The sequence below is a fragment of the Streptomyces caelestis genome (genome assembly GCF_001279005.1).
Lineage (GTDB): Bacteria > Actinomycetota > Actinomycetes > Streptomycetales > Streptomycetaceae > Streptomyces > Streptomyces heliomycini.
Map to the genome: position 1 here is coordinate 139315 of NZ_LGCN01000120.1, position 16999 is coordinate 156313.

14 protein-coding genes and 1 riboswitch are annotated in these 16999 nt (G+C 74.8%); of the genes, 8 read left to right on the forward strand and 6 right to left on the reverse strand.

Annotated features, from left to right (window positions below; all coding sequences use genetic code 11):
* The first annotated feature begins 53 nt into the window (after positions 1–53).
* A complete protein-coding gene (locus ADK41_RS12475) occupies positions 54–5240 on the forward strand; it encodes a DNA repair ATPase (protein WP_234318693.1) in 5187 nt (1728 codons plus the stop codon).
* A gap of 228 nt (positions 5241–5468) precedes the next feature.
* Positions 5469–6263 carry an SGNH/GDSL hydrolase family protein gene (locus tag ADK41_RS12480; protein WP_030824383.1) on the forward strand — a complete coding sequence of 265 codons (795 nt, stop codon included), beginning with the start codon at positions 5469–5471 and terminating at the stop codon, positions 6261–6263.
* Between the two features lie 19 nt (positions 6264–6282).
* On the opposite strand, the gene ADK41_RS12485 is transcribed toward ADK41_RS12480, so the two are convergent.
* The 4 genes from ADK41_RS12485 to ADK41_RS12500 are packed head-to-tail and all read right to left on the reverse strand — an operon-like array spanning position 6283 to position 9085.
* Positions 6283–7125 (reverse strand): energy-coupling factor ABC transporter ATP-binding protein, encoded by an 843-nt coding sequence (locus tag ADK41_RS12485; RefSeq protein ID WP_030824385.1) that lies wholly within the window; start codon positions 7123–7125, stop codon positions 6283–6285.
* Positions 7122–7871: a cobalt ECF transporter T component CbiQ gene (cbiQ, locus tag ADK41_RS12490; protein WP_030824387.1), complete on the reverse strand. Its 750-nt coding sequence runs from the start codon at positions 7869–7871 to the stop codon at positions 7122–7124. Before cbiQ ends, ADK41_RS12485 begins: the two co-directional genes overlap by 4 nt.
* 6 nt (positions 7872–7877) lie before the next feature.
* Positions 7878–8360: an energy-coupling factor ABC transporter substrate-binding protein gene (locus ADK41_RS12495; RefSeq protein WP_051843108.1), complete on the reverse strand. Its 483-nt coding sequence runs from the start codon at positions 8358–8360 to the stop codon at positions 7878–7880.
* Positions 8357–9085, reverse strand: coding sequence for an energy-coupling factor ABC transporter permease (locus tag ADK41_RS12500; protein WP_030824392.1), 729 nt, complete (start codon positions 9083–9085; stop codon positions 8357–8359). Before ADK41_RS12500 ends, ADK41_RS12495 begins: the two co-directional genes overlap by 4 nt.
* Positions 9086–9115: 30 nt before the next feature.
* Positions 9116–9296, reverse strand: a riboswitch (cobalamin riboswitch).
* Positions 9297–9497: 201 nt separating this feature from the next.
* Here ADK41_RS12500 and ADK41_RS12505 point away from each other — a divergent pair.
* The 6 genes from ADK41_RS12505 to ADK41_RS12530 all read left to right on the forward strand — a co-directional run bounded on the left by ADK41_RS12505 (position 9498) and on the right by ADK41_RS12530 (position 15018).
* Entirely contained in the window at positions 9498–11087 is a 1590-nt protein-coding gene (locus ADK41_RS12505; protein WP_030824394.1) for an ABC transporter substrate-binding protein, read from the forward strand.
* A gap of 20 nt (positions 11088–11107) precedes the next feature.
* The gene (locus ADK41_RS12510) at positions 11108–12076 is read left to right on the forward strand and encodes an ABC transporter permease (RefSeq protein WP_037803955.1); all 969 of its coding nucleotides are present in this window, start codon (positions 11108–11110) and stop codon (positions 12074–12076) included.
* Between the two features lie 5 nt (positions 12077–12081).
* Complete coding sequence (locus tag ADK41_RS12515) at positions 12082–12996, forward strand: ABC transporter permease (protein ID WP_030824400.1); 915 nt, start codon at positions 12082–12084, stop codon at positions 12994–12996.
* On the forward strand, positions 12993–13982 hold the full coding sequence (locus ADK41_RS12520) for an ABC transporter ATP-binding protein (RefSeq protein ID WP_030824403.1): 990 nt from the start codon (positions 12993–12995) through the stop codon (positions 13980–13982). Before ADK41_RS12515 ends, ADK41_RS12520 begins: the two co-directional genes overlap by 4 nt.
* Entirely contained in the window at positions 13975–14682 is a 708-nt protein-coding gene (locus tag ADK41_RS12525) for an ABC transporter ATP-binding protein (RefSeq protein WP_030824406.1), read from the forward strand. Before ADK41_RS12520 ends, ADK41_RS12525 begins: the two co-directional genes overlap by 8 nt.
* Positions 14683–14790: 108 nt before the next feature.
* On the forward strand, positions 14791–15018 hold the full coding sequence (locus ADK41_RS12530) for a hypothetical protein (RefSeq protein ID WP_158717661.1): 228 nt from the start codon (positions 14791–14793) through the stop codon (positions 15016–15018).
* A gap of 53 nt (positions 15019–15071) precedes the next feature.
* Here the strand turns inward: ADK41_RS12530 and ADK41_RS12535 are convergent, their stop codons facing one another.
* The gene (locus ADK41_RS12535; RefSeq protein ID WP_030824412.1) at positions 15072–15752 is read right to left on the reverse strand and encodes a response regulator transcription factor; all 681 of its coding nucleotides are present in this window, start codon (positions 15750–15752) and stop codon (positions 15072–15074) included.
* Positions 15749–16948 carry a sensor histidine kinase gene (locus ADK41_RS12540; RefSeq protein WP_030824415.1) on the reverse strand — a complete coding sequence of 400 codons (1200 nt, stop codon included), beginning with the start codon at positions 16946–16948 and terminating at the stop codon, positions 15749–15751. Before ADK41_RS12540 ends, ADK41_RS12535 begins: the two co-directional genes overlap by 4 nt.
* Between the last annotated feature and the right edge of the window lie 51 nt (positions 16949–16999).

Genomic DNA, 16999 nt, shown 5'->3' on the forward strand with positions numbered 1-16999 from the left:
CGCCGCACAGGGGACGGCGGCTCCCGACCGCACCATCCGAGAGGCAGCCAGCCATGACCACCGGCACCCACGAGCCCACGAACACGGCCCCGCGCGAGACCCCGGGCCCGGGCACACCCGGAACCGGCGCCGCTCCCGCCGCTGCCGCGACCGGCGGCCTCCACGGCACGTCCGCAGCGAGCGGCTCCGAGCGGGCGCCCGGCGCGGACCGAACGCAGGGCGCGCACGACGGGGACCGGCCCCGGGCGGCCTCCGGCCCGGGCGGGCGCGGCGCGGACACCGCTCGTGGGCGGGCCGGCGCCGACGGGCCCCGTGAGGCGTCCCGTACCCCCGCGCCGGGCGGCCCCGAGGCGGCGGTCGACGACGGCGCCTACCAGGTGCTGCGCGACCGCCTCGCCGCCCAGGCGGCCGAACTCGCCCGCCGGGCCCAGGCGTTGAACCACCGCCGGGCCGAGGAGTTCGGCGCCCCCGAACTGCGCCTCACCGGCGCCGAACGGCTGCGCACCGACCGCACCGCCGTGCCCCGCGACATCGTCGCCGTCGGCGACGTGCTGCTCTTCGGCTACGACACCCGGCCCCGCCCGGAGGCCGACACCACGGTCGGCGACGTCCTCGCCCCGCACGACCGCGACCTGAACCCCCTCCCCGACGACGCCGTCCCCGGACTCCTCGACGACCCCCGATTCGTCCGCGAGTTCGCCGCCCTGCACCGCTACTACCGCCAGGCGCGCCTGCTGCGGCTGCGCCGGGTCGACGGCAGGCTGCTCGCCGTCTTCCAGACCGGCGAGAAGGCCGGCGACATCCGCGTCCTGCGCTGGACGATCCCGGAGGACGGCCGCTCGGCGGTCTTCCTGGACGCGCGCGGCGACCGCGACCACGCCCGCACCCCGCCCGCCGACATCGCGTGGACGCCCACCACCCGCGAGGACCACGTCCTCGGCCGTCACCCGCACGTCTCCGTCCAGGGCGAGGTGTTCGTCGACACCCTCGGCGGCACCCTCACCGTCAAGACCGAGAACGACACCGACACCCCCGACGGCATCCACGGCGAACCGGTCGACGAGCCCCTGCAGTCCCTCGCCGACGCCGAGATCGCCCACGCCCGCGTCGGCCCCCTGATCCTGCTGCGGATCCTCCCCTACAAGGAGACCGACCCCCGTCACCTGGTCTTCAACACCCTCACCCGGTCCGTCGTCCGCCTCGACGGCATCGGACAGGGCTGCCGCCGCCTCCCCGACGACCAGGGCATCGTCTTCCCCGGCGGCTACTGCCTGGCCGCCGGCCCCCACAAGACGTACGAACTCGACACCACCGGCATGGAGTTCGCCCACGAGGTGCGCTCCCCGTACGGCGAGGACGTGCTGTACGTCTTCCACGCGCCCGGACGCGGACGCGCGCTGCTGCTGTCGTACAACCTCATCCGCGAGGCGGTCGCCACCCCGATGGCCTGCCACGGCTGGGCGCTGTTCGACGACGGGCTCCTCGCCCTGCTGCGCCCCGACGGCGACGACCCCGCCCGCGTCCACCCCGTACAGCTGTGGCACTCGCCCTACGTCTCCGACACCCACGCCGCCGCACAGCCCGTCGGCGAGGGCCCGCTGGCCCGCGTCGGCAACGCCGACCTGGTACGCGGCGTCTCCGACTGCCTGTCCCTGGCCCGCTCCGTCGCCGAGACCACCCCCACCACCGAGGTGTACACGGCCCTGACGGCCGCCTGCGTGCGCGCCCTGGACACCCACCACTGGCTGGGCGACACCGAACTGGGCGACCTGCGCACGCCGTTGGAGCGGATGCGGGCCACCGCCGACCAGGTGCTGGCCGAGTTCGAGACCGTACGCGACCTCACCGCACGGGCCGCCGACGCGCTCGACGGGGCGGCGGACCGGATCGCCACGGTGGTGCGCCGGCTGCGCGGCGAGCAGCCCCGCGAGGCCGCCGCCTGGGTCAGCGGACTGACCGAACTCCGCCACGCCCAGGGCCACCTGCTGACCCTGAAGGAGATGCGGTACGCGGACCGCGCCCGTATCGACGCCCTCGCCGAGGGGGCCGAGGCCGACCTCGCCTCCTTCGGACAGCGCGCGATCGCCTTCCTGGCCCGCGAGGACGCCTTCGCCGCCCACCACGCGGACGTCGAACGACTGGTCGCCGACACCGAGTCGGTCGCCACCACCGCCGAGGCCGCCCCGGTCGCCGCCCGCCTGGACGAACTCGCCGACTCACTGGGCACGGTGTCCGAGGTGGTCGCCGGGCTCGACATCGCCGACGCCACCGTCCGCACGGCCGTCCTGGAGCGGATCGCCGAGGCGATGGGCGGCGTCAACCGCGCCCGCGCCACCCTCGACGCCCGCCGCCGGTCCCTCCTCGACCGGGAGGCGCGCGCCGGTCTCACCGCCGAACTCGCCCTGCTCGGCCAGACGGTCACCGGCGCCCTCGCGGCGGCGGACACCCCGGAGACCTGCGACGAGCAACTGACCCGGGTGCTGGCGCAACTGGAGTCCCTGGAGTCCCGGTTCGCCGAGTTCGACGACGTCCTCGGCGAGCTCGCCGACCGGCGCACCGAGATCTACGAGGCGTTCTCCGCCCGCAAGCAGAGCCTCTCCGACGCCCGCGCCCGCCGCGCCGAACAGCTCGCGTCCGCCGCCGACCGCGTCCTGGAGACGGTCGCCCGGCGCTGTGCCGCGCTCCTTGACGCGGACGCGGTCAGCACCTACTTCGCCTCCGACCCGCTCGTCGCCAAGGTCCGCCGCACCGCCGACGAGCTGCGCGCACTCGGCGACCGGGTCCGGGCGGAGGAGCTCGACGGCCGGCTGCGCTCCGCCCGGCAGGAGGCCGCCCGCGCCCTGCGCGACCGCACCGACCTCTACGCGGACGGCGGACGCGCCATCCGCCTGGGCGGCCACCGGTTCGCCGTCTCCACCCAGCCCCTCGACCTCACCGTCGTCCCGCACGGCGACGGCCTCGCGCTCGCCCTCACCGGCACCGACTACCGTGCCCCCGTCACCGACCCCGCCCTCCTCGCCGACCGGCCGCTCTGGAACCGGCACCTGCCGTCCGAGTCGCCCGAGGTCTACCGCGCCGAACACCTCGCCGCCCGGCTGCTGCACGAGCACGGCCCCGCCGCCCTGGCCGGCGCCGACGACCTCGCCGCCCTGGTCCGCCGGGCCGCCGAGGAGGCGTACGACGAGGGGTACGAGAGGGGCGTCCACGACCACGACGCCACCGCGATCCTCACCGCCCTCCTGCCCCTGTACGACGGCGCGGGCCTGCTGCGCCACGAACCCGCCGCCCGCGCCCACGCCCTGCTGTACTGGACGCACGGCGCCACGGACGGGGAACGCGCCGACCTCACCCGCCGCGCCCGCTCCCTGGCCCGCGTCCGCGACGCCTTCGGGCCCCCGCCCGCCCTCGACGCGCTGCGCACGGAACTCGCCGGGGCCGTACGCGACTGGGACGCCGCCGCCCCCGTCCGCCCGGAGGCCTGCGCCGCGTACCTCCTCGACGAACTGACCACCGGACCCGACGGCTTCGTCCTCGGTGCCCGCACCCGCGCGCTCCTCGACACGTTCCGCCGCGAGGTCGCCACCGAGGCCTACGCCGACGACCTCCCCGCCCTCGCCGGTCTCACCGCCCGCCGCCAGCTGGTCGAGGCCTGGCTGACCGCGTACGCCGCGACCACCGGAGAACGGCCGACCGCCGGCGACCTCGCGGAAGCCGTGGCCGCCGAACTCTGCCCGGACGTCCCCCGCCACACGTCCGACGCGCCCCTGACCGCCACGGCGGAGGGCCTGCTCGGCACCCACCCCCGGATCACCGACCGCCGCCTCGTCCTCCGCCTGGACGAGTTCCTCGCCCGCACCGAGGAGTTCAGGGAGCGCGACGTACCGGCCTTCCGCGCCTTCCAGCGCCGCCGCACCGCCCTGGTGACCGCCGAGCGCACCCGGCTGCGGCTGGACGACCACCGGCCGCGCGTGATGGCGTCGTTCGTCCGCAACCGGCTGGTCGACGAGGTCTACCTCCCGCTGATCGGCGACAGCCTCGCCAAGCAGCTCGGCACCACGGGGGAGTCCGGCCGCACCGGCGCCGGCGGCCTGCTGCTGCTCGTCTCCCCGCCCGGCTACGGCAAGACGACCCTCATGGAGTACGTCGCCGACCGCCTGGGCCTGGTCCTGGTGAAGATCAGCGGCCCCGCGCTCGGCCACGCGGTCACCTCGCTCGACCCGGCCGAGGCGCCGAACGCCACCGCCCGCCGGGAGATCGAGAAGATCAACTTCGCGCTGGCCGCCGGCAACAACACCCTCCTGTACCTCGACGACATCCAGCACACCTCGCCCGAACTGCTGCAGAAGTTCATCCCGCTGTGCGACGCCACGCGCCGGATGGAGGGCGTGTGGGAGGGCGAGCCGCGCACCTACGACCTGCGCGGGAAGCGGTTCGCCGTCTGCATGGCCGGCAACCCCTACACCGAGTCCGGCGAGGCCTTCCGGGTCCCCGACATGCTGGCCAACCGCGCCGACGTGTGGAACCTCGGCGACGTCCTCACCGGCAAGGAGGACGTCTTCGCGCTCAGCTTCGTGGAGAACGCCCTCACCGCCAACCCGGTGCTCGCCCCGCTCGCCGGCCGCGACCGCGCCGACCTGGACCTGCTGATCCGCCTCGCCGGGAACGACCCCACCGCCCGCGCCGACCGCCTCGTCCACCCCTACGCCCCCACCGAACTGGACCGCGTCCTGGCGGTGTTGCGCCACCTGCTCACCGCCCGCCGCACGGTCCTCGCCGTCAACGCCGCCTACATCGCCTCCGCCGCCCAGTCCGACGACGCCCGCACCGAGCCGCCGTTCCGGCTCCAGGGCTCCTACCGCAACATGAACAAGATCGCTCAGCGGATCCAGCCGGTCATGAACGCCGCCGAGCTGGCCGCCGTCATCGACGACCACTACACGGCCGAGGCCCAGACCCTCACCACCGGCGCCGAGGCGAGCCTGCTCAAACTCGCCGAACTGCGCGGCACGCTCACCCCCGACCGGGCGGCCCGCTGGACCGAGCTGAAGGCGGCCCACGTCCGCACCTTGACCCCGGCCGGCCCCGACGAGGACGCCCTGGCCCGCGCGGTCGCCGCCCTCGCCCTCCTCGGCGACCGCATCGCCGCCGTCGAGTCGGCCATCACCCGCGCCGCCGACCCCCGACGCCTCCTGACCGGCCCGTCGCGGCGCCGGGACGCCGGGCCGGAAGGCGGCGACTGAGCCGGGGCGCGGGGCGCGGGGTGCGGGGGCGAAGCGCGCGGGTAATTCGCTGATCAGACGGTGGTTCAGGGGTTTGTTCCCGCGCGGAGCCGGTTCGGCCGCAGCAGTATTCGGGTCATTCCGGATGACTTTCCGCGCGGGAGCCACCGAGCGGTATCGCGGACTGCTACAACCCTTCTTGCTTCCTCGACCATCCCCGTGAGTTTCGTGCGTGAAGGGCGGAGACACGTGTCAACGCGTTCCCTCGGAGCAACTCTCGCCACCCTGATCCTGGGTGCCGCGACCGCACTCGGCCTGGCGCGACCCGCCTCGGCCGCAGGCCACGACTACGTGGCTCTCGGCGATTCCTACTCCTCCGGGGTGGGCGCCGGGAGCTACACGTCCGAGAGCGGTGACTGCAAGCGCAGCGCCAACGCCTACCCCCAGCTGTGGAGGAACGCCAACTCCCCTTCGTCGTTCAGGTTCGTCGCCTGCTCGGGCGCGACGACGACGAGCGTGGCCGGCACCCAGCTGGGCGCGCTGTCCTCGTCCACCACCCTCGTCAGCGTCACGGCGGGCGGCAACGACGTCGGCTTCGCGGACGTCATGCAGACCTGCGTGCTGCGGAGCGAGGCCACCTGCGTCAGCCGCGTGAACACCGCCGTCTCGCAGATGCGGGACTCCCTTCCGGGGAAGCTCGACTCGCTGTACGCCGGCATCCGCTCCCGCTCCCCGCAGGCGCGCGTGGTGGTCCTCGGATACCCGCGCTTCTACAAGCTGTCGGGCAGCTGCGTCGCGGGACTCACCGAGACCGAGCGCGGCGCGCTCAACAACGCCTCGGACGTGCTGAACGGGGTGCTCGCGAAGCGGGCGGCCGACGCCGGGTTCGCCTTCTCGTCGGTGGTGGACGAGTTCACCGGGCATGAGCTCTGCTCGGGCGACGCGTGGCTGCACAGTGTGACGGTCCCGGTCGCCAACTCCTACCACCCGAAGGCCGTCGGCCAGTCGAGCGGCTACCTGCCCGCCTTCCGCTCGGCCGTCTGAGGCTCCCGGGGCCCGGTGGTCAGAGGTCGGAGGGGACGGCCATCGCCGCCAGTTCCTCCGGGGTGCGGGGACCGGCGGCCGCGTCGGCCGACAGTCCCCGCACCCGCAGGAACAGACCTGCCGCCACCCCCCACGGCAGCCGCAGCCCCGCCGCCGCGAGGAGGTCCGTGCGGGCCAGCGTCCCGGCCGCCGGGCCGGTGTGGGCGCCGGACGGGGTGAGCAGGGCCGCGTCGTCGGCCCAGCGCAGAGCCAGGTCCACGTCGTGGGTCGCCATGACGACCGTCGTACCGCCCGCGCGCAGCCCGTCGAGCGTGGCGAGCAGGCGTTCCTGGCCGTCCGGGTCCAGGCCCGCCGTCGGCTCGTCCAGGATCAGCACGCGGGGCCGCATGGCGACCGCGCCCGCGATGGCCGTCCGCTTGCGCTGGCCGTAGGAGAGCAGGTGCGTGGGACGGTCGGCCAGGGCGGTGATGTCCAGCGCGGCCAGCGCCTCCGCCACCCGGGCGCGCACCTGCGCGTCGGACAGGCCGAGGTTCAGCGGGCCGAAGGACACGTCCTGCCCGACGGACGCCGCGAACAACTGGTCGTCGGGGTCCTGCACCACCAGCTGCACGGTGGTGCGCAGCGCCGTCAGGCCTTTGCGGTCGTAGCGCACCGGCCGGCCCTCGACGGTCAACTCGCCCCCGTCCGGGCGCAGTCCACCGCTCAGCAGCCGCATCAGCGTCGTCTTGCCGCTGCCGTTGCGTCCCAGCAGTGCCAGCGCGCGCCCCTCGCGCACCTCGAAGTCCAGGCCGCTGAGCACGGGCGGGCCGTCCTCGTACGCGAACGACGCGCCCCGCAGGGCCACCAGGACGGATCCGCTCACGACAACGGCCTTTCCAGTACGAGGGTGAGGGCGGCCAGCGCCGCCAGCAGCGCCACGCTCAGCGCCGTGAACCGGACGGAGACGCGGGCCTCGGGCACCAGCACGCGCAGGGTGCCGTCGTAGCCGCGCCCGGCGAGCCCGCTCTGCAGCCGCGCCGCCCGGTCGAAGGACCGGACGAACGCGGTCGCGCCGAGCCCGCCCAGCGAACGCCACGTCGCCGCCCGGGTGGTGTGCCCGAGCCGGGCCGCCTGCGCCCGGCGGACGCGGCGCACCGAGTCCAGCAGCAGGAAGCTCATCCGGTAGGTCACCAGCGCCACGTCCACGAGCGGGGCCGGCACCCCGGCCCGCACCAGGCGTGGCAGCAGGTCGGACATCGGTGTGGTGAAGGCGAACAGCAGCACGCCCAGCGAGGCCGCCGACGTGCGCAGCAGCACCTCCCCGGCGCGCAGCGGCCCGCCCTCGGCCCAGGACACGAACCCGCCCGGCCCGCCCACCCGCACCAGCAGTGTCAGCGCCCCGGTGACGCAGAAGCCCAGCGGCACCCGGTACGCCCGCCACAGCCGCCCGGCCGGCACCCCGGCCGGGCCGAGCAGCACCGCGAGCGCCGTCACCAGCACCAGGGCCGCGCCCGGCCACGGCGGCAGCGAGACCGCCAGCACGGTGAGGCCCAGCCCCAGCACGGCCTTGTCCACGGGATGACGGCGGCGCCAGCGGCTGCTGTGGGCCGCCGCGTCGATCGGCAGCACGGAGGCTCAGCCCCGCGGCCGGGAGTCGGCCCCGCCGCCGTCGGCCGTACCGGTCCCGGTGTCCGCCGGTGTCCCGGCCACGCCGCCGGAGCCGGCGCCGGCGGTCACCGCCGGTGCCTCGCCCACGGGTCCGCCGCTGTCGCCCGTGTCCATGCCCGTGCCCGCACCGGCCGTCAGCCGGGCGAGCGCCCGCGCCTCCCCCTGCCGCCGCCCGCGCCGCACCCCGAAGTAGTACGCGAGGACGCCCGCGCCGAGCGCCGCCTGGAGGGCGAACAGCGCCGACTCGATCTCGCCGGACGGAGGTTCGTACAGCGGCGAGAACCAGGGCTCGTAGTCCGGGTCGATCTCGGTGATCGCGGTCTCCGCCTCGGCGTCCGCGCCCGTGAACGGCTCCTCCTTGTGGTCGCCGAGCCCGAACACCAGCGGGATCACGGCGAGCGCGGCCACGAGTGCCAGCAGCAGCGTGTTGATCTTCGCGTGACGGCTCATCGGGTCACCGCCTCCGCCGAGTCCGCCGTCTCCGCCGGGTTCGCGGCCCTCCGCCCGGCCGCCGAGGCGACCAGCACCCCGAGCCGCGTCAGCTCCCCCTTGCTCGACTGCACCAGCATGCGCATCACCAGCACGGTCAGCAGTCCCTCGCTCACCGCGAGCGGGATCTGCGTCACGGCGAAGACGGAGCCGAACTTGCCCAGCGCGCCCGGGAATCCACTGCCCGGGTCGGGGAAGGCGAGCGCCAGCTGCACGCTCGTCACGCAGTACGTCGACAGGTCGGCGACGAACGCGCCGAAGAACACCGCCACCATCAGCGGCACGTCGTACCGGCGCAGCAGCCGGTAGGTCCCGTACCCGGCCCAGGGGCCGACGACCGCCATCGAGAAGACGTTGGCGCCCAGGGTGGTCAGCCCGCCGTGGGCCAGCAGCAGCGCCTGGAACAGCAGGGTGATGGTGCCCAGCACCGCCATCACCGGCGGCCGGAACAGGATCGCGCCCAGCCCCGTGCCGGTGGGATGGGAGCAACTCCCGGTGACCGACGGCAGTTTCAGCGCGGACAGCACGAACGTGAACGCTCCCGACGCGCCCAGCAGCAGGGTGCTCTCGGGATGTTCCCTGACGTCGCGGATGAGCGACCGGGCTCCGTGGACGACGAACGGCGCCGACGCGACGCCCCAGGCGACCGCGTGCGCCGGAGGCAGAAAACCCTCGGCAATGTGCATGGCTCAGCAGACCCTCTCCAGCACCTCGTGGATGGTTGACGCGCCTTGGCCGGTCTCCTGGCTGACGGGTACCACCGCCCGTGCTCCGCCTTCCCGGGTCCTAGGACCCAGTGGCCGTCCGTGAGGACTGGAGCCGGACTTCCCGATCACAGTGGCGAGGGCCGCACCGGTATCGCACCGATTTCCCGTCACCAAGGCGTGGCGACAGTAGTGCCCGCTGCGGTCCGGTGACAAGCGGCCGCCGGGGGCGCGCGGACGGCGCCCGGCGGCTCGCACTCCGGCGCACACCTGCGCACTCGACAGGAGCGGCGCCGCTCACCAGGGCGAGGGAGTGAGGGGCCGCCGTCCTGGGCAGTACCTTGCTGCAATTAATATGCAACAACCATATCCAGGCAACATGGAGCGAGGTTCGATGACGACCCGACGAATACGGGGGGCCGCCGCCGCGGTCGCGATGGCCGGTGCGGTCGCCGCCTGCTCGGCGCCGGGCGACGGCGGCGCGGACGGCGGGGCGTCCGCCGACTCCGTCGTGATCGGGGTCCCGTCCGAACCGGACACCCTCAGCCCCCTGCTCGGCTACGGCAAGGACGGCAACTCCAAGATCTTCGACGGACTCCTCGCCCGCGACGCGGACATGGAGCTGAAGCCCGCGCTGGCGAAGGCCCTCCCCGAGGTCACCGACGGCGGCCGCACCTACACGTACACCCTGCGCGACGGCGTGAGGTTCAGCGACGGCGAGCCGCTGACCGCCGACGACGTGGTCTTCACGTACGACACCGTGCTGGCCGACGGGACCAACAACACCGCCAAGAGCGAACTGGCCGCGATCAAGGAGGTCGAGGCGGTCGGCGACGACAAGGTCGTCTTCACCCTCGACCACCCCTACGCGGCCTTCGCCGCCCGCACGGTGCTGCCCGTCGTGCCCGAGCACGTCGCGGGCGGACAGGACCCCAACACCGGCTCCTTCAACACGAAGCCGGTCGGCACCGGACCGTACGTCCTCACCGGCTGGAGCAAGGGCGAGAAGCTCACCTTCGAGGCCAATCCGGACTACTGGGGCGGCGCCCCGAAGGTGAAGAAGCTCACCATGGCGATCGTCGCCGACGACGACGTCCGCGCCACCCGGCTGCGCTCGGGCGACCTCGACGGCGCGACCCTCCCGCCGAACCTCGCCGCCACCTTCGAGGACGACGACGGCAGGAAGACCTACCGGGCGACCTCGTACGACTTCCGCGCCGTCTCCCTGCCCACCGGCAACCCGGTCGCCGGCGACACCGCGATCCGCCGCGCCCTGGACCTCGCCGTGGACCGCACGGCCATGGTCGACAAGATCCTCGACGGCGCCGGCCGCCCCGCCTACGGCCCGCTGCCCGTCGACGACCCCTGGTTCGCGAAGGACGTCGAGCGCTCCCGGGACCTCGCCGAAGCCGGGCGCGTACTCGACGAGGCCGGCTGGAAGGCCGGCGAGGACGGCGTCCGCGCCAAGGACGGCCGCCCCGCCCGCTTCACCCTCTACTACCCCTCCGGCGACAAGGTCCGCCAGGACCACGCCCTCGCCTACGCCTCCGACGCCAAGAAGGCCGGCATCGACGTCCGGGTGGAGAGCGCCACCTGGGAGGTCATCGAACCCCGGATGAAGCACGACGCCGTCCTCGCCGGCTTCGGCAGCGTCGGCGACCCCGACTTCGGCCTCTACACGCTCCTGCACTCCTCCCTCGCCGGCGACGGCTTCAACAACATGGCCCTCTACGACAACCCCGCCGTCGACGAGGCCCTCGACGCCGGCCGCCGCGGCCAGGACCCCGAGGACCGCAAGGCCGCCTACGACACCCTCCAGCGCGCACTGGTGAAGAACCCCGGCTACACCTTCCTCACCCACATCGACCACATGTACGTCCTCGCCGACCGCTGGAAGGGCCTGACCACCCAGGTCGAACCGCACGAGCACGGCTTCGCCAGCGGCCCCTGGTGGAACGTCGAGGACTGGCAGCCCGACGCATGACCGCGCTCCCCTGGAGGGAGATGACCCGGCTCACGGCACGGCGGGCCCTGTCCGCCGTGCCCGTGCTGCTCGTCGTCACCTTCGGCGTGTTCGCCGTCGCCGCCGCCTCCCCCTTCGACCCCGTCAAGGCGTACGCCGGCACCGCCGCGCTCGGCGCCGACCAGGAGACCCTGGACCGGCTGCGGGAGAACCTCGGCGTGGACCGGCCCTTCACCGCCCGCTGGTGGGACTGGCTGACCTCCGCGCTCGGCGGCGACCTCGGCCGGTCCACCGTCATGCGCCAGCCCGTGGCCGAGGTGATCGGCGAGCGGCTGGTCTGGTCGGCCCTGCTGTGCGCCGTCGCGTTCGCCGTCGCCGTCCTGCTCGGCACCGTGCTCGGCGTCCTCGCCGCCCGCCGTCCCGGCTCGCTCCTCGACCGCACGGTCACCTCCCTCGCGTACGCCCTGGAGGCCGCCCCGGTCTTCTGGATCGCGCTGCTCGCCGTCTGGCTGTTCGCCCTCGAACTGGACGTGCTGCCGGCCGGCGGCCTCACCGACACCGGCAGCGACCGGGTCACCTTCGGCCAGGTCGCCGGCCACCTGGTCCTGCCCGCCGGCGTCCTCGCCGTCTCCCAGCTGCCCTGGTTCACGCTCTACGTCCGTCAGGGCGTCGGCGACGCCCTCGCGGAGGACCCCGTGCGCGGCGCTCGCGCCCGCGGCCTGAGCGAACGCAGCGTCCTGCTCGGCCACGCCCTGCGCTCCGGACTGCTGCCCGTGCTCACCCTGATCGGCTCCCGGGTCCCCGAACTCATCACCGGCGCCCTGCTGGTGGAGACCGTGTTCAGCTGGCCGGGCATCGCCGCGGCCACCGTGGAGGCGGCCACCTCCGTCGACTTCCCGCTGCTGGCCGCGCTGACCACCCTCGCCACCGCCGCCGTCCTCGCCGGAAACCTCCTCGCCGACCTGCTCTACGGACTGATCGACCCGAGGGTGAAGCTGAATGAGATGTGACCACCATGGCTGACACCACCGCCGTGACGAAGACGAAGACGAAGACGGGGCCGGGTGCGGGGCCGGCGTGGCGCGCGCACGGCGCCGCCCGCCGCTCCACCCACACCCTGCGCCTGCGGATCTCCGCGACCCTGGTCGCCGTGACGGTCCTCGCGGTGCTCCTCGTACCGCCGCTGGTCCGGCTCGACCAGCAGGCCGTCGACCTCGCCGCCAAACTCCTGCCGCCGTCCTGGTCCCACCCCTTCGGCACCGACGACGTGGGCCGCGACCTGCTGCTGCGCTGTGTGTACGGGCTGCGGGTCTCCCTCCTCGTGGGCGTGGTGGCCGCGCTCGCCGCCACGGTGATCGGCACCGCCGTCGGCGCCACCGCGGGCGCGCTCGGCGGCCGGGCCGACCGCGTGGTCATGCGCCTGGTCGACACCTTCTCCTCCGTGCCGCACCTGCTGCTCGGCGTCTTCATCGTCGCCATGTTCCGGCCGGGCGTCTGGCCGGTGGTGGTCTCCGTCGGCCTCACCCACTGGCTGTCCACCGCCCGCATCGTGCGCGCCGAGGTCCTCTCGCTACGCTCCCGCCCCCACATCGACGCGGCCGTCTCCGGCGGCGCCTCCCGGTGGCGGGTCGGCGTACGGCACCTGCTGCCCGGCGTGCTGCCCCAGGCCGGCCTCGCCGCCGTCCTGATGGTGCCGCACGCCATGTGGCACGAGTCGGCCCTGTCCTTCCTCGGCCTCGGGCTGCCCACCCACACGGCCAGCCTCGGCACCCTCATCCAGGGTGCCCGCGGCTCCCTGCTCGCCGGACAGTGGTGGCCGACCCTCTTCCCCGGCCTGTTCCTGATCATCCCCACCCTCGCCGTCGCCGGCCTCGCCGGAGTCTGGCGGGAGCGGATCAACCCCCGCCGCCGATCGGAGCTGACCCTGTGACCGAGCGACCCCCCGTGCTGTCGGTGCGCGGCCTGTCCGTGCGCTTCCTGCTGCCGGGCGGCCGCCGGATCGCCGCCGTCACCGACGCCCGCTTCGACGTGGCGCCCGGCGAGTGCCTCGCCCTGATCGGCGAGAGCGGCTGCGGCAAGTCCGTCCTCGCCTCCGCCCTGCTCGGCCTGCTCCCCGCCAACGCGCAGACCGCGGGCGGCGCGTTCCTCGGCGACCTGGACCTGCTCACCGCCGACGAGCGCACCCTCGCCCGTACGGTACGGGGCCGCCGCATCGGTCTCATCCCGCAGAGCCCGGCCGCGCACCTCACCCCGGTGCGCACCGTCCGCTCCCAGATGGAGGAGACGGTCGCCCAGCTCACCGGCGTCCGGGGCCGCACGGCCCTGCGCACCGCGGCCGAACGGGCCGCGAGGCGCGCCGGGTTCCCGCCGGACCACCTCGACCGGCACCCCCACGAACTCTCCGGCGGCCTCGCCCAGCGCGCCGCCACCGCCCTCGCCCTGATCGGCGACGCGCCCCTGCTGCTCGCCGACGAACCCACCACCGGGCTGGACCGCGACCTGGTGGACCGCACCGTCGACGAACTGCGCCGCCACGTCGACGCCGACGGCGACCGGGCCCTGCTGATGATCACCCACGACCTCGCGGCGGCGGAGCGCGTCGCCGACCGGGTGGCGGTCATGTACGCGGGCCGCATCGTCGAACTCGCCGACGCGAAGGCCTTCTTCGGCGCCCCCGGACCCCGGCACCCCTACAGCCGGGGCCTCCTGGACGCCCTCCCCGACCGGGCCTTCACCCCGATCCCCGGCATGCCCCCCGAACTCGGCGACCTCCCCGACGGCTGCGCCTTCGCCGCCCGCTGCGACCGCGCCACGGACGCCTGCACGGCCCTCCCGCCCTTCACGGGGTCGATCGCCTGCCACCACCCGGCCCCGGCCCCCGCCCCGGCCCCCGCCCCGGAGGACATCCGTGCTTGAACTGCGCGCCATCACCGCCGGATACGACCGTCGCGCCCCCGTCGTCCGGGACGCGACCCTCACCGTCGCCCCGGGCGAGTCCGTGGGCCTGCTCGGCCCCAGCGGCTGCGGCAAGTCCACCCTGGCGCGGGTCGCCGCCCTGCTCCACCGCCCCGACGCCGGCACGCTGCTCCTCGACGGCGCCCCCGTGCACCGCTGGCGCCACCGCGCCCCGCGCGAGCTGCGCACCGCCGTCGGCGTCGTCTTCCAGCAGCCCCGGCTCTCCGCCGACCCCCGCCTGCGCCTCACCGACCTGATCGCGGAACCCCTGCGCGCCACCGGCCGCCGCGCGGCCGTCCCCGTCCGGATGGCCGAACTCGCCGAAACCGTCGGCCTGACCCCCGACCTGCTCGCCCGCCGCCCCCACGAGGTCAGCGACGGCCAGCTCCAACGCGCGTGCGTGGCCCGTGCGCTGGTGCTCCGCCCGCGCTGGCTGATCTGCGACGAGATGACCGCGATGCTGGACGCGTCGACCACGGCCGCACTGGTCGGTGTCGTCGAGGACTACCGCGCCTCGACCGGCGCGGGCCTGCTGGCCGTGGGCCACGACCGGACCCTCCTGGACCGCTGGTGCGACCGCACGGCCGACTGGGAGACCGTCACCGGCCGCTCGTGTGGGGGACCCGGCGCCGGGGCCCCGGCCGGAAAGGCCGCATCATGAGGTGAGAGCGATGCCCGTGTCGCTGCTCCCGCCGGCGCCGGCCACCGCCGCCTTCACGGCCGTCGTCGTCATGGAGAACTTCTCCGGGGACCCGAGGACACGGTGGAGGTGTTCGGCAACCGGACAGCGACGCTCAGCCCGCCGGGGCTCTCCCCCTCCGGTGTGGCCCTGGCCCTGATCTTCTGTCCGGGGCTCGCCGCGCTCGCCGGCGGGCTGAGGCGGTGGCACCATGAACGCCGGGTCCGGGTGACCGAGCCCGTGGCGGCCACGGGGGAGGACCGGGAGAGCGGGGGGACGCAGCCCGTCCACGGCCACCGGCGCCTCTTCGGACACTAACGGACCACGGAGCGCGGCGGCCACCGCCCGGCCCGGTCAGCCGTCCTGCGCGGTCAGCCGTCCTGCGCGGGGGGCCGCACCAGGCCGCTCTGGTAGGCGATCACGACGAGCTGGGCCCGGTCACGGGCGTGCAGCTTGGTCATGGCGCGCTGGATGTGGCTGCGCACCGTCAGCGGGCTGACGACGAGGTGGTCGGCGATCTCGGCGTTGGACCTGCCGTGCGCGGCCAGCGCCATGACCTCGCGCTCGCGCTCGGTGAGCGCGGTGAGGCGTTCCGGCGGGGCGAGCGGGGCGGCGTCGTCCGGGGTGGCCAGGAAGCGGGTGATGAGGGCCCGGGTCGCGGTGGGGGAGAGCAGGGAGTCGCCGGCGGCCACGGTGCGGATGCCGGCCAGCAGGACGTCCGGGCCGACGTCCTTGCCGAGGAAGCCGCTGGCGCCGGCCCGCAGGGCCCTGGCGACGTTCTGGTCGTTCTCGAAGGTGGTGAGGATCAGGACGCGGGTGGCGGCCAGTTCCGGCCGGGAGCAGATGTCGGCGGTGGCGGCGAGACCGTCGGCGCCGGGCATGCGGATGTCCATGAGGACCACGTCGGGCGTGTGGCGGCGGGCCAGGTCGACCGCCTCCCGGCCGTCGGCGGCCTCCGCGACGACGGTCAGGCCGGGGTCGGAGTCGATGAGGATGCGGAAGGTGGCCCGCAGCAGGGCCTGGTCGTCGGCGAGCAGGACGCGGATGGTCATGGGGCGGCGCCTTCGTCGTGGCCGTGCAGGGGAAGGGTGCAGGCGACCTCGAAGCCGCCCTCCGGCCGGGGGCCCGCACGGAAGGCGCCGCCCGCGGCGAGGGCCCGTTCGCGCATGCCGAGGAGCCCGAAGCCGTGGCCGGAGGCGGGACCGGAACCGGGCCGGGACGCGGGGTCGGCGGTGTCGTTGGTGATCGTCAGGGTGAGGAAATGGGGGGTGTGGGCGAGCCGGACCCGCGCGGTGCGGGTGCCCGCGTGCTTGGTGACGTTGGTGAGTGCCTCCTGGACGATCCGGTACGCCGTCAGGTCGAGCCCCGGCGCGAGCGGCCGCGGCCGCCCCTCCTCGGTGACGGTGACGTCCAGCCCGGCCGTCGCGCAGGCGGCCACCAGTGCGGGCAGCTGCGCCAGGCCGGGTGCGGGCGCCAGTCCGTCGTCGGCGTCGCTGTCCTGGCGCAGCAGTCCGACGGTGGCCTTGAGTTCGCGCAGGGCCGCCGCGGTGGTCCCGGAGAGCTCGTCCAGGATCGCGTACGCCCGCTCCGGATCGATCCGCGAGAGGTGGGCGGCGGTGCCCGCCTGGGCGTTGGCCAGGGCGAGGTGGTGGGCGACGACGTCGTGGAGTTCGCGGGCGATGCGCATGCGTTCCTGGACGACGCGGTGGCGGGCCTCCTCCTCGCGCTCGCGGGCCAGGTGCTCGGTCCTGGCGGCGGCGTACTCGCGGCGGACCCGCACGTAGCCGCCGAGGGCCGCGGACAGCGGCACCCAGCCCGCCGGATTGACGATGCCGATGATCCACTGGTGCCGCAGCCCGCTGTGGAACAGACCGGAGACGACCAGGGCCGCGGTGACCGCCAGCGCGCCGTACCACGCCGTCCGGCGCTCGGCGCGCAGGCTGACGGAGTACTGCGCGACCATGAGCGGGGCCATGGTCATGGCCGTCACGAGGTGCCCCAGGGCGGCGATGGCCACCGTGCTCAGCGCGGTCACCGCCAGCACCGGGAGGGGGTGGCCGTGCCGCCGGGGCAGTGCCGCGCAGGCGAGCGCGGACAGGGCGAGCGCGGGCCACAGCGGGGGCGGTCCCGGCATCACGGAGGAGGAGAGGAGACAGCCGGAGACGGCGACCGCGAACAGCGACACGAGGAGGACGGCCTCGGTGGTCCGAGGACGGCTCGCCGCCCGGCTTCGCCAAGGTGTGCTCATCGTGCGTTCTCCGGGTCGGGCCTGCGGGGACATCGTGACACGTGACGGACG